The sequence below is a fragment of the Paenarthrobacter sp. NEAU-H11 genome (assembly GCF_050573415.1).
Lineage (GTDB): Bacteria > Actinomycetota > Actinomycetes > Actinomycetales > Micrococcaceae > Arthrobacter.
The window spans coordinates 314,918-327,660 of sequence record NZ_JBNZGA010000003.1 but is presented as its reverse complement, the minus strand read 5'-3'; the positions used below and the strand labels follow the sequence as shown (position 1 = coordinate 327,660).

12 protein-coding genes are annotated in these 12,743 nt (G+C 67.0%); 8 read left to right on the top strand and 4 right to left on the bottom strand.

The window, feature by feature from the left end; translation table 11 throughout:
• The first annotated feature begins 41 nt into the window (after positions 1–41).
• Positions 42–521 carry an SRPBCC family protein gene (locus tag ACQ3DC_RS06290; RefSeq protein WP_321214674.1) on the top strand — a complete coding sequence of 160 codons (480 nt, stop codon included), beginning with the start codon at positions 42–44 and terminating at the stop codon, positions 519–521.
• A 3-nt stretch (positions 522–524) separates the two neighbouring features.
• On the opposite strand, the gene ACQ3DC_RS06285 is transcribed toward ACQ3DC_RS06290, so the two are convergent.
• Complete coding sequence (locus tag ACQ3DC_RS06285; RefSeq protein WP_430751799.1) at positions 525–2,225, bottom strand: CAP domain-containing protein; 1,701 nt, start codon at positions 2,223–2,225, stop codon at positions 525–527.
• A gap of 158 nt (positions 2,226–2,383) precedes the next feature.
• On the opposite strand from ACQ3DC_RS06285, the gene dcd reads away from it, so the two are divergent.
• Complete coding sequence (gene dcd / locus ACQ3DC_RS06280) at positions 2,384–2,959, top strand: dCTP deaminase (RefSeq protein ID WP_321214672.1); 576 nt, start codon at positions 2,384–2,386, stop codon at positions 2,957–2,959.
• A 28-nt stretch (positions 2,960–2,987) separates the two neighbouring features.
• On the opposite strand, the gene ACQ3DC_RS06275 is transcribed toward dcd, so the two are convergent.
• From ACQ3DC_RS06275 to ACQ3DC_RS06265, 3 genes are all read right to left on the bottom strand, one after another.
• The gene (locus tag ACQ3DC_RS06275; protein ID WP_430751798.1) at positions 2,988–4,157 is read right to left on the bottom strand and encodes a cation:proton antiporter; all 1,170 of its coding nucleotides are present in this window, start codon (positions 4,155–4,157) and stop codon (positions 2,988–2,990) included.
• 5 nt (positions 4,158–4,162) lie between these two features.
• The gene (locus ACQ3DC_RS06270) at positions 4,163–4,645 is read right to left on the bottom strand and encodes a cation:proton antiporter regulatory subunit (protein ID WP_157240465.1); all 483 of its coding nucleotides are present in this window, start codon (positions 4,643–4,645) and stop codon (positions 4,163–4,165) included.
• 98 nt (positions 4,646–4,743) lie between these two features.
• Complete coding sequence (locus ACQ3DC_RS06265) at positions 4,744–6,147, bottom strand: MFS transporter (protein ID WP_430751797.1); 1,404 nt, start codon at positions 6,145–6,147, stop codon at positions 4,744–4,746.
• A gap of 194 nt (positions 6,148–6,341) precedes the next feature.
• On the opposite strand from ACQ3DC_RS06265, the gene ACQ3DC_RS06260 reads away from it, so the two are divergent.
• The 6 genes from ACQ3DC_RS06260 to mnhG are packed head-to-tail and all read left to right on the top strand — an operon-like array spanning position 6,342 to position 12,740.
• Positions 6,342–9,413 (top strand): Na+/H+ antiporter subunit A, encoded by a 3,072-nt coding sequence (locus ACQ3DC_RS06260; protein ID WP_430751796.1) that lies wholly within the window; start codon positions 6,342–6,344, stop codon positions 9,411–9,413.
• Entirely contained in the window at positions 9,410–9,931 is a 522-nt protein-coding gene (locus tag ACQ3DC_RS06255; RefSeq protein ID WP_157240469.1) for a Na(+)/H(+) antiporter subunit C, read from the top strand. Before ACQ3DC_RS06260 ends, ACQ3DC_RS06255 begins: the two co-directional genes overlap by 4 nt.
• Entirely contained in the window at positions 9,928–11,532 is a 1,605-nt protein-coding gene (locus ACQ3DC_RS06250) for a Na+/H+ antiporter subunit D (RefSeq protein ID WP_321214668.1), read from the top strand. The genes ACQ3DC_RS06255 and ACQ3DC_RS06250 overlap by 4 nt, the downstream gene beginning before the upstream one ends.
• The gene (locus ACQ3DC_RS06245; RefSeq protein WP_157240470.1) at positions 11,529–12,074 is read left to right on the top strand and encodes a Na+/H+ antiporter subunit E; all 546 of its coding nucleotides are present in this window, start codon (positions 11,529–11,531) and stop codon (positions 12,072–12,074) included. Before ACQ3DC_RS06250 ends, ACQ3DC_RS06245 begins: the two co-directional genes overlap by 4 nt.
• On the top strand, positions 12,071–12,349 hold the full coding sequence (locus ACQ3DC_RS06240) for a monovalent cation/H+ antiporter complex subunit F (protein ID WP_157240472.1): 279 nt from the start codon (positions 12,071–12,073) through the stop codon (positions 12,347–12,349). The genes ACQ3DC_RS06245 and ACQ3DC_RS06240 overlap by 4 nt, the downstream gene beginning before the upstream one ends.
• A complete protein-coding gene (gene mnhG, locus ACQ3DC_RS06235; RefSeq protein ID WP_321214667.1) occupies positions 12,339–12,740 on the top strand; it encodes a monovalent cation/H(+) antiporter subunit G in 402 nt (133 codons plus the stop codon). Before ACQ3DC_RS06240 ends, mnhG begins: the two co-directional genes overlap by 11 nt.
• Positions 12,741–12,743 lie beyond the last annotated feature (3 nt).

Genomic DNA, 12,743 nt, shown 5'->3' with positions numbered 1-12,743 from the left:
CAGTTGCTGCGGCCAGCCGACGTCCACACAGAAAGATCCCCATGGCATTTGCGGAGCATGAGGTCCTGATCAGTCGTGACGCCATGGCCGTATACCTGTACCTGCTGGATGCCACCAATCTTCCGCTCTGGTGCGACTCGGTCCGCAGCGTCACGCTGCTGCAGGGCGCTTCCGCCGCCAAGGGCGCGGTCTACCGGAAGATGGTGGCCGGGCGGTCCGGACTGAGCATTCCAGCCGAACTGGAAATTACCACGGCCCGGCCCGGCGCGGAGATCGAGTTCCAGGTCATCTCCGGACCTGCGCACCGTTCGGGCGGGTACTACCTCAGTACGGAATCCGGGGGAACGCGTGTCCGGTTTGCCCTGGAAGCCCGGGCGAAGGAGGCCATCGGGTTCCTGAACCGGCCCGGTTTCCTGAACAAGCTCGGCTTTACCAGCAGGATGTTCCAACGGAACCTCCGTTCCGAAGTGGCCCAGCTGGAACGCCTCAAGGACGTGCTGGAGCTCCAGCCGGCCATCTAGTGCCTACTGCGCCAGCCGCTGCCCGGTCCAAGGTCCTGGAATGTTCGACGGCGCCGCCAGGCTTCCCGAGGTCAGGTCCCAGTACTGGACAACATCGGTTGCCCGCCGCAGCGCCAACCCCGTGGAGTTCAGTCCGGTGACGTCCCTCAGAGCCCTGATGCCTGTTACGTCTCCCCAGCCGGTGGCGACCGTAGGCCTTGTTTCGGCGCGCAGCGCGGGGGTGCCCCAGCCGCGGTGGAGCTGAACCGATCCGTCGGCCCGCAGCGCGAGGACATCCTGGAACCCGTCGGCGTCGTAGTCCACCATGGACAGCTTCCGGGCAGCGCCGACAGAGCCTACGAACGCACGCTCTGAAAGGTCGCCCAGGCCCTTGTTCGGGTACAGGAAGAGACTCCCGGCTCCGTCCAGCGCAAGCAGCTGCGGCATCCGGTTGTTGGCGCACCAGCCACCCACGGCAAGGGTGAGGGGCTCCCATCCCCCTCTCCCGAGGGTGGCAGCGGCCTGGAACCCGCCTGTGGCGATGCCCCGGTGCAGGGTCAGGGTGCCGTCGGTCCACTGGGTCAGGAGATCGTAGGCACCATCCCGGTCCCAGTCGGTCACGAACACCTCCTTGGCGCCCGTGAAGCCTGAACCGATGACCCTGGCGGCGGCATAGGTGCGCGCGCCGGTGGCAGCGCGGGCAAGGAGCTGTCCGGCGGAATCCACGGTCACGAGGTCACCCGGCCCCTTGACCGCTGCGGCTGAGAGGTCCAGCGTGGGCGGCATATGTTTGACGGGTGCGTCGCACACGCTGGCTGCCGCCGGTGGGAAGGCATTGCCGGACCCGGCACCGCCGGGAGCATCGAGGGTGCCGGCTGGAAGAGTGGTATAGCCGAAGAAGTTCACCACTCCCCAGATCTGGTACGTGCGGTCCGTGTACGAGATGCCGGCGCCCATGACGTTGAAGCGCGGATCGAGCAGCATGGCGTTATGGCCGGCGGAGCTCTTCCACCATTCCACCAGCAGCGCGGCATCGCGGTCAGTTCGGATAGCGATGACCTCGCCGGCGCCGTTGGTCGGACTGAGGGCACGCGGATCGGTCCAGAAACTGGCGCGGTGCTCAATCACCTCGCGGGACGCGATGCTGTCCGACCACTCCTGCGCCAGCCCGGCCACCGTTGGGTGGTATTTCACCGGATTAAGGCCCTTGGACGCCCGGTACTCATTGATTTTGGTGAAGACTGTGAGAATCGCTGCGGCATTGCTGTCCGGAACCAGGGCCTCCGTCGAAGGCAGTGCGGTGGCCGACTCGGGAGCCGCCAAGCGGGAGGGCGCCGGTGAGGCCAGTTCTTCATCCGGGGCCCAGAGCGGCGGAATCCAGGGGACCTCGGGGGTCGGTTCCGCAGTGGCCGTACTCGGCGCCGGTGCCGCCTGCACGCCAGGTGACGGCGCAGCGGGTGCAGGCTCTGGTGCCACTGCGACGGCAGCGCCCGCGGGCGACGCCGGACGGATGCCAGGTTCCACGGCGGGGGTGAGCCCCGACGCAGCCGGGCTTTCGCCCGCGGAGGTACCGCCGTCGTCGTTCACGGTGGCCGTGGCCAGGACGACGCTGGACGGACCCGCCGCTCCCGTTGTCACCCCAGGCGACAGCGGCAGGGGAGGCGTGCCGGCCGACGAGGAGACCAGCGCCAAAGCGCAGAGCGCGCCAATGAAGGCGGGCGCCACCAATTTATTCACAACAACCCCAGCTCTGTTGGGCCATCCGGGAGACCATCCGGCGCCTGAATCACTGAGGCAACATTAGCCCCAGCAGACGCCAGCAACAACGAAAGAATGCGGTTGTGGATAACAGGTACTGATAGGCCATGCGGTAATTTGGGACGGTGCTGATCTCTGACCGCGACATTCGTGCCGAAATAGACTCCCAGCGGATCGTGCTTGAGCCGTACGAACCGGCGATGGTCCAGCCGTCCTCCGTGGACGTGAGGATCGACAAATTCTTCCGCCTGTTCGATAACCACAAGTACGCACACATTGACCCGGCGGAGGAACAGCCGGAGCTCACCCGCCTGGTGGAGGTGGAACAGAACGAGCCGTTCATCCTGCATCCGGGCGAGTTCGTGCTGGGTTCCACCTATGAAACGGTCACGCTGCCGGACGACATCGCCGCCCGGCTGGAGGGCAAGTCCTCCCTGGGCCGGCTGGGGCTGCTAACGCACTCCACCGCGGGCTTCATCGACCCCGGTTTTTCGGGCCACGTCACCCTGGAGCTTTCCAACATGGCCACGCTTCCCATCAAGCTGTGGCCCGGCATGAAGATCGGCCAGCTGTGCTTCTTCCGGCTGTCCTCCGCGGCGGAGCACCCGTACGGCTCGGGCGAGTACGGCAACCGCTACCAGGGCCAGCGCGGCCCCACGGCGAGCCGCAGCCACCTGAACTTCCACCGCACGTCGATCTAGGCGCGCGGTTGGCATCAGGCCCGCGTTCCTAGGCTTTGGCGGCCACGCTCCGGGGCCTCACCAGCGGCTCAACATAGCGGGCAGCCAGCGGACCGATGACGGCCATGAGCAGGACGTACGCAGTGGCAAGGGCTGCCAGTTCATCCGAAACCGCTCCTGACGCCACTGCCAGGCCGGCGATGACGATGGAGAACTCGCCGCGCGCAACGAGCGTGGCGCCGGCGCGAAACCGTCCGGGCCTGGCGATCCCTGCGCGCTTGGCCGCCCAGATCCCGGTGGCCATCTTGGTGGCCGCTGTGATGACAGCCAGCACCAGTGCCCAGCCGAGCACCGGCGGGATGGATGAAGGATCGGTGTTGAGCCCGAAAGCCACGAAGAAGATGGCGGCGAAGAGGTCCCGGAGCGGTTCCAGGATGCGGGTGGCGTTGTGGGCCGTTGCCCCTGAGATGGCGATGCCGAGCATGAAGGCACCCACCGCCGCGGAAACCTGCATGGCGGAGGCCAGGCCGGCCACCAGCAGGGCGGCGCCCAGCACGTTCAGGAGGAACACTTCCGAGTTCTCGCTGTGGACGGCCTTGGACACGTGATGCCCGTGGCGCAGGGCCACCATCAGCACCACGCTCACCACGGCAAGGGCAATGCCCACGGTGGTGAGGCCGCCGAGGAAGCTGACCCCGGCAAGGATGGTGGTGAGGACCGGAAGATAGATGGCCATGGCCAGGTCCTCGAACACCAGGATGGACAGGACCACCGGCGTTTCCCGGTTGCCCAGCCGGCCCAGGTCCGTGATGACCTTGGCCGCGATCCCCGATGAGGAGATGTAGGTGACCCCGCCCATCACCATGGCGCCGACGCCGCCCCAGCCCAGCAGGTAGGCAAGGGCCGCGCCGGGCAGAAAGTTCAGGACCAGGTCCAGGACGCCGGCCTGCCAGGACCGCCGCAGGCCGGTAAACAGCTCCGCTGCCGTATATTCCAGTCCGAGCATAAGAAGCAGCAGGATCACGCCGATTTCCCCGGAGAGATGCGCGAACTCCTGCATCCCCTCCAGCTTGACGATGCCGCCGGCGCCGAAGGCCAGCCCGCCCAGGAGGTAGAGCGGGATGGGTGACATTCCGATCCGTCCGGCCAGCCTGGCCAGGAGGCCGAGGCAGAACACAACGGCCCCCAGTTCAACGAGGGTCAGGGCCAGCGGATCCACGGCGTTTATCCGTGACGCAGGATATCGGCTGCCGCGTCGAGGCCTTCCTGGGTGCCCACCGCCACCAGCAGGTCGCCTGTGTGAAGGACGACGTCGGGTCCCGGCGAGGGGAGCACCTCGCCTTCGCGCATGATGGCCACGATGGAGACGCCGCACCTGGTGCGGATGCAGGCCTTGCCCATGGGCTGGTTCTGGAACGGGGAGTCCGGGGCGATGGAGAACTGGCGGGTCACAATTCCCGGAACGTCCTTGTGCTCTTCCGTCAGTTTCATGGCCAGGTGCTGCCCGCCGAGGAGATTGCCCAGGGTTGCGGCCTCCTCGCTGGTAAGGGGTATGGATGCCTGGCAGGTATCGGGATCATCCCAGGTGGAAACAATCAGTTCCGTCTGGCCCTCACGCAGCTCCACCACGCCGATCCGGCGGCCGGAGGCCGTCATGAAATCCTTGCGCCGGCCCAGGCCGGGAAGGTTCGTTTCGTCCACGTTCATGCCTCCAGCCTAGTCTGCCAGGGCCCTGTTGGCGTGGGGACGGCCCCGGGTCCGGGAGGTAGCGCAGGACCAGCCGGCGTCCCCTGAATCCGCCGCGCCTAGGCGGCCGGAACCACCGCGATGGGGGCCTTGTCCGGAGACTTCACCGGCAGCAGGACCAGCAGCCCGGCCAGGAGCACCACCATGATGCCCAGGATGCCCCAGCGCTGCGCCTCGCCCGGGGCCACGAAGGGAGTGGCCAGGGCGATGCTCAGGGTGAAGAGCGCCGGCGCCAGGAAGCTGACGGCGCGGCCGGTGGTGGCGTAGAGGCCAAAGAGCTCGCCGGATTCCCCATGCGGGGCAAGCCGGGCAAGGTAGGCCCGTGATGAGGACTGGGCGGGCCCCACGAACAGGCAAAGGAAGAGCCCGAACACCCAGAAGGTGGTGCTGCCGGCCCAGGCCATGCCCAGGAACACGTAGTCGCCGTTGCCGAGCACCAGGATGACGGTGCCGGCAACCAGGAGGCCCGCCAGCGATCCGATGATCACCCGCTTCGGGCCGATCCGGTCGTCCAGGAACCCGCCGATGACCGCGCCCACAGCCGCCACCACATTCCCGAAGATGGCGAAGAAAATCACCTGGGACAGCTCAAAGCCGAAGGTGCCCGCGGCGATGATCCCGCCGAAGGTGAAGACGGCGGCCAGCCCGTCGCGGAACACGGCGCTGGCCAGCAGGAAGTAGATGGTGTGCGGGCTGGTGGCATAGATCGCCTTGATCCGCCGGACCAGCAGCCCATAGCTGGCCAGGAAGCCAAGCCGCCGTGCCTGGGCAGCGCGGGGGAGTTCGGGAACGGCGAAGAGCACGGGAAGGGCGAAGATGAAGAACCAGAGCGCCGAAAAGACGGCCACCAGGCGGATGTTCAGGCTGTCCTGCGTGGACGCCCCGAACCAGTCAAAGCGGGGCTGGACGAACAGCTGGAGCACGATCAGCAGGGCCACGATGCCGCCAAGGTAGCCCGCGCCCCAGCCGAGGCCGCTGACCTTGCCGATGTTCCGCGGCGTGGAGATCTGCGCGAGCATGGCGTTGTAGTTGACGCCGGCGAACTCGAAGAACACGTTGCCCAGCGCAATGAGGGTCACGCCCAACAGCAGGAATTCCGGCTGCGGGAACACGAAGAAACACAGCGCCGTGAGGATGGCGACGGCGGCCGTGTTGACCCCCAGCCACAGCTTGCGCCGGCCGCCGGCGTCAGAGCGCTGGCCGGTGACCGGTGCCAGCAGGGCAATGGCCAGGCCTGCGACTGCCAGTGCGCCTCCCAGGACCGCGGAGGCCCGGTCTTCGCCGCCGAAGGCGTTGGAGGTGAGGTAGACGGTGAAGACGAACGTGGTCATCACCGCGTTGAAGGCCGCTGATCCCCAGTCCCAGGACGCCCACGCCAGGATGCGGCCCTTGCTGGTGGCCTGGGTCCCGGATTCAAGTTCCGAGGACGACTGCGTTGCCCCGGGAGCGCTGGCGCTGTTCATAGGATGCATCGTATCCGCCTGCGGCGAACAGGACGCGGAGCAAACCCCGGGACGCCGGTGTCGGCGGGCGGCCTGCCGGCAAAGACGGGGAAAGCGGCACCGCGGCCTTGATAAACTGAACCTTCCCGGACCCAACGAATGAACCGCCTGCTCCAACTTTTGACAATCGAATCCCTGACGTTGCGGAGATACCAGTGATCACAGTCCTTGCCGTGCACTTTTCGGTGGCTGTCCTCGCGCCACTCCTGTTCAGGGCCTGGGGCCGCAACGCGTTCTACGCACTGGCCGCCGCTCCCGCGGCCTCCTTCGGTTGGCTGCTGCTGCAGCACGGTCCTATCTATTCCGGATCAGGATCCGTCAGCGAAGCAGTCCCCTGGATCCCCGGACTCAAGCTTGAGCTTGCCTTCCGGATGGACGCACTGGCCTGGGTCATGTCGCTGCTGGTGCTGGGTGTGGGTTCCCTTGTCCTGGTCTATTGCGCCCGGTATTTCAAGAAGAAGGACCAGGACCTTGGCGCTTTCGGTGCGCAGCTCCTGGCCTTTGCCGGCGCCATGTTCGGGCTGGTGGTTGCCGATGACCTGCTGCTGCTGTTCATCTTCTGGGAACTCACCACCATCCTGTCCTACCTCCTGATCGGATTCGCGCGGACCAGGCTGGCCGCACGGCGGTCCGCCCTGCAGGCGCTGATCGTCACCACGGCCGGCGGGCTTGCCATGCTGGTGGGCCTCATCATGCTGGGCCACGCGGCCGGAACCTACCGCATCTCCGGCATCTTGGACCAGGCGCCCGCCCTCGCCGGCGGAGACTCCGGCTCGCTGGTGACCGCCGCCGTCGTGCTCATCCTGGTGGGCGCCATCACCAAATCCGCGCTGGTCCCCTTCCACTTCTGGCTTCCCGGCGCCATGGCGGCGCCAACCCCTGTCAGCGCCTACCTGCACGCCGCGGCGATGGTCAAAGCCGGCGTCTACCTGGTGGCCCGGCTGGCTCCCGGCTTTTCCGAGACGGCCTACTGGCAGCCCGTGGTGCTGGGACTTGGCCTGGCCACCATGCTGGTGGGCGGCTACCGGGCGCTGCGGCAGAGCGATATCAAGCTCATCCTTGCCCACGGCACCGTCAGCCAGCTGGGTTTCCTCACCGTGGTGGTGGGCCTTGGCACGCCGGATGCCGCCCTGGCGGGCCTGGCGATGCTCCTTGCGCACGGCCTGTTCAAGGCCACCCTGTTCCTTGTGGTGGGCATCATCGACCACCAGTCGGGGACACGCGATGTCCGGAAGCTGTCCGGGGTGTTCCGGAGTTCCCGCGCGCTCGGGGTAGTCGCCGCCATTGGAGCCGCGTCCATGGCGGGGCTCCCGCTGCTGGCCGGCTTCGTGGCCAAGGAGTCGGTGCTCGAGGCTTTTGTCCACCATGCCAGCGACCCGGCTGCCGGGCCGTGGGGCATGGTGGTCCTTGCCGGCCTGGTCCTGGGCTCCATCCTCACTTTCGCCTACAGTGCGCGCTTCATGTGGGGGGCTTTCGCCGTCAAGCCAGGGGTGGAGCCCACGCCCTTCAAGGCCATCAGGCCGTCGTTCCTGGCCGCACCGGCCATCCTCAGCCTCCTCACCGTCGCCTATGGACTGTGGCCGGCCCCCGTAGATGCGTGGATCCAGCCGTACGCGGCCCTCTTTGCGTCCACCGCGGCCGACGCCGGATCAGCCGCCGGGCAGGCCGGCCACCTGGCGCTGTGGCACGGCTTCACTCCTGCGCTGGGCCTGACGGCCCTCACGTTCGGACTCGGCCTGGCGATGTACTTTGGCCGCAACGCGGTCTCGCGGGCGCAGGCCCTGGTACCGCCGTGGGTGGACGGGGACAAGGCCTACCAGAACACCATCGGTGCGCTGGATGACGTGGCGGTGTGGATCACCGGCCGCACGCAGCGCGGTTCGCTGTACTACTACCTGGCCGTCATTCTCAGCGTCGCGTTCGTGCTGCCCTTGTCCGCCATCCTGCTGGCCGGCAAGCCGTTGCCGGACGGAATCTACCTTGTGGACCCCGGTTCCCCGCTCCAGCTGGTGGTGGGCGCGGGCATCGTGATCGGCGCCCTGGCCGCAGTGAAAGCCAACAAACGGTTCCTGGCGGTCCTGATGGTTTCCGTGACCGGGTACGGCATTGCCCTGATGTTCGCGCTGCAGGGCGCCCCGGACCTGGCCCTGACGCAGATGCTCGTGGAAACCATCATCCTGGTGGCCTTCGTCCTGGCGATGCGCAGCCTGCCGGCCGAGCTCCGGGACCGCACCGGCGGCAAGTACAGGGTGGTGCGCGTAATCATCGGCCTGGGCTTTGGCGCCACCATGGTGTTCGCCGCGATCTACGCCATGGGCGCACGGATCGCCACCCCCGTCTCCCTGGAGTTCCCGCGCCTGGCCTACGAGGGCGGCGGCGGACTCAATATCGTCAACGTCACCCTCGTGGATATCCGTGCCTGGGACACGTTCGGTGAAATCACGGTCCTTGCGCTGGCGGCCACCGGCGTGGCGAGCCTCATCTTCGTCCGCGGCCGCGGCGACCGGATCCTGAAGTCCGCCACGGTTGCCGAGGGCACGGTGGGCCGCCACCGCGGCGTCGACCCCGGTACCCGGGACGCGGCAGCCCTGGCCGTCAGCCGGAAGTTCGCCGCGTCCGCGCGGGACGCGTGGATCGTTGCCGGCCGGACCCTGGCACCGGAGCGCCGGTCCATCATCTTCGAGGTGGTCACCCGGCTGATCTTCCACTCCATGGTCATCTTCTCGCTCTACCTCCTGCTGGCCGGCCACAACCTGCCCGGCGGCGGATTCGCAGGCGGCCTCACGGCGGGCCTCGCCCTGACCATCCGGTACCTGGCCGGGGGACGGTTCGAGCTCCGCGAAGCCACACCGGTGAGTGCCGGCGCCCTGCTGGGGATCGGGCTCGCCGTGGCTGCGGCTTCGGGCGTGGTGCCGCTGCTGCTGGGCGGCCAGGTCTTCCAGACGGCCATTATCGAACTGTGGCTGCCGGTGTTCGGCGACATCAAGTTCGTCACCTCCACCATCTTTGACATCGGCGTCTACATCGTGGTGGTGGGCCTGGTCCTGGACGTCCTGCGCAGCCTCGGGGCCGAGATCGACGAACACTTTGAAGAGCGCTCCGCGGCTGCAGGCGGAACGCCGGCCGAAGGACAGGACTCCACCTTGGAGGCGCCGGCACCAGCTCCCGACTGGGAGCACGAGCCCGAAGGCATGGCTCCCGAAACCACCGCAAGGGGCCAAGCATGAGTGTGAACCTGACCCTCCTGATCATCATGGGAGCCCTGTACGCCTGCGGTATCTACCTGATCCTGGAACGCAGCCTGACGCGTGTCCTGCTGGGGCTGATGCTCCTGGCCAATGCAACCAACCTCCTGATCCTGGCGACGGGAGGGTACGCGGGGCTCGCGCCGCTGTACTCAAAGGACATTGCGGCCGGGGACTACAGCGATCCACTTCCGCAGGCGCTGATCCTCACGTCCATCGTCATTTCCTTTGCCGTCACCGCCTTTATGCTCGGCATCATCTACCGCACCTGGGTCCTGGCCCGCCGGGATGAGATCCAGGCCGACATCGAGGACCTCCGGGTTGCGGAAACACCAAGCTTCGATGCCGAGGACGACGCCGAGGTCCCCGCAGAGACATCCGAGTTCCCGATGGCCACGGTCCTGGCCGGCGGCCGCGAAATACCCGCGGAGCAGGCAGCAGCGGAAGAAAAGCCAGGCTCGGAAAACATCACCCCCGGCCCGGAAGAAGGCGGAAAGTGAACCTCGCAAGCCTCGCGCCGCTCGCCGTCGTACTGCCCATCGTGGGCGCCGCCCTGACCTTCCTGCTGATCCGCCACTCACGGGCCCAGCGGGTGGTCAGCATCCTCCTGCTGTCCCTCACGCTCCTGCTCGAATGCCTCCTGCTGGCCTCCGTGTGGGACGGCGGCACGGCGGCGGTAAGCATCGGCGGCTGGCTGCCGCCGTGGGGCATTGTGATGGTGGTGGACCAGTTCTCGTCCCTGATGCTGGTGGTCTCCTCGGCGGTGAGCCTGGCCGTGCTGGTCTACGCCACCGGGCAGGGCATGGCCGACGGCGACCAGGACGCGCCCGTCTCGATCTTCCACCCCACGTACCTGATCCTGGTGGCCGGGGTGTCCAATGCGTTCCTTTCCGGCGACCTCTTCAACCTTTATGTCGGTTTCGAGATCCTGCTGACGGCAAGCTACGTGCTGATGACGCTGGGCGGCACGGGGCCCCGCATCCGGGCGGGCGTCACCTATGTGGTGGTGTCCGTGGTGTCGTCGGTGCTGTTCCTGATCTCGATCGCCATGGTCTACGGGGCCACCGGAACGGTCAACATGGCCGATCTTGCCATGAAGCTCGGTGAGCTGGACCAGGGCACCAGGACCCTCCTGCACGTGATGCTGCTGGTGGCGTTCGGCATCAAGGCGGCCGTGTTCCCGCTGTCGTTCTGGCTGCCCGACTCCTACCCCACCGCCCCGGCGCCGGTCACGGCCGTGTTCGCCGGCCTGCTCACCAAGGTTGGCGTCTATGCCATGGTGCGGACCGAGACGCTCCTCTTTCCCGGGGATTCCCTGAATACGCCCCTCATGGTGGCCGCCCTGCTGACCATGGTGGTGGGGATCCTGGGTGCCCTGGCGCAGAGCGACATCAAACGTCTGCTTTCCTTCACCCTGGTGAGCCACATCGGGTACATGGTGTTTGGCTTGGCGATGTCCTCCGCGGCAGGGCTGGGAGCCGCAGTCTTCTATGTGGCGCACCACATCACCATCCAGACCAGCCTCTTCCTGGTGACGGGGCTGATCGAACGCCGCGGCGGGAGCTCCTCGGTGGACCGGCTGGGCGGCCTCGCCAAGCTGTCCCCGCTGCTGGCACTGCTGTTCTTCATTCCCGCAATGAACCTGGCCGGAATTCCGCCGTTCTCCGGCTTCCTGGGGAAGGTGGGGCTCATGCAGGCCGGGATTGAACTGGGGACGCCGCTCGCGTACGTGCTGGTGATCGGCGGGGTGCTTACCAGCCTGCTGACCCTGCTTGCCGTGGCCAGGGTGTGGAACCGTGCGTTCTGGCGCCGGCCCTCGGACGCCGAGCACCCGGATCCGGTGCTGCTTGCCCCGGCCGCCGGGCGGGCCGACGGTCCTGGCGCCAAACGGAACACCGTCACCCTGCTTCCGCGCACCATGGTGGGCTCGACAGTGGGGCTGGTGGTCCTCGGCCTTGCCCTGACGGTTTTCGCGGGGCCGCTGTTCACGGTCTCGGACCAGGCTGCGCGCGACATGCTGGACCGGACCTCCTACATCCACGCTGTCCTGGGCGAAAACATCGACGTTCCGATGGTTGCCACGCCGGGAGGGGGAAAATGAGCCGCCGCCGTATTTCCCTCCGCCAGGAGCTGCCGCTCCTGGTCTGGCTGGTCATTGTGTGGGGTGCCCTGTGGCAGGACTTCAGCCCTGGCAACCTCCTGTTCGGGGCGTTGCTGGCCGTGGCGGTTGCGCGTCTGTTCTACCTTCCGCCGGTGGAACTCAGCGGCCGGTTCAACATCCTGTACGCCGTTCCCTTCGCGCTCGTCTTCCTGGCCAAGGTGGCGGCTGCCAGCGCGCAGCTCCTGTACCTCGCCATCGCCAAGGGGCCGAAGGTGACCAACGCCGTCGTCGCCGTCCCGCTCCGCAGCCGCCAGGACCTGATGGTCACGGCCACGGGGCACGTGATTTCCCTGATTCCGGGCTCGCTGGTGGTGGAGGTGGACCGCTCCACGTCCACCCTCTACCTGCATGCGCTCAACATCAGTTCCCCGCAGGAAGTCGAAAACCTGAAAAACGAGGTGCGGTCCATCGAGGCGGGGCTGATCAGGATCATGGGCACCAAGGAAGAACTCGAAACCGTGCGAATGGAGGCCGGCGCATGATGCAGACCGTCCTGGCTATTACTGCCGTAATTTTCTCGGTGGCCGCCGCCGGTGCCATCATCAGGATCTCCCGGGGGCCTTCACTGCTGGACCGGGTGCTGGCCACGGACGTCCTGTTGGCCATCCTGGGCGGTGCCCTGTGCGTGGACATGGCCGTCAACAGGCACCTGAACAACCTGATGCTGGTGGTGGCCATTTCCATCATCGGCTTTATCGGGTCCGTGACGGTGGCAAGGTTCGTGGCGGACCGGAGGGAGCAGCCCAATGAGTCCTGATTCCACTGGCCTGGACGCCTGGGTGGATGTGCTGTCCGCCGTGTTCATGATCGTCGGGGCCATCATGTCCCTCGGCGCGGCCATCGGCTTGCTGCGGTTCCCCGACCTGCTCAGCCGCATGCATGCCGCCACCAAGCCGCAGGTGCTGGGGCTGTTCCTGCTCCTGGCGTCCATCGGCCTGCAGCTGCGCACCTGGTGGGTGTGGCCTGTGCTGTTGGTGGCGTGGATTTTCCAGCTGCTCACCGTGCCCGTTTCGGCACACATGGTGGGCCGGGCCGGCTACCGCACCAAGCACCTGCACCGCGAGCTCCTCACCTCCGATGAGCTCGAGGCCGTGGTGCAGAAAGCCGCCGCCAAAGCCGCCCGTGAGGACGGTTCCGGCGACGGCTGAACA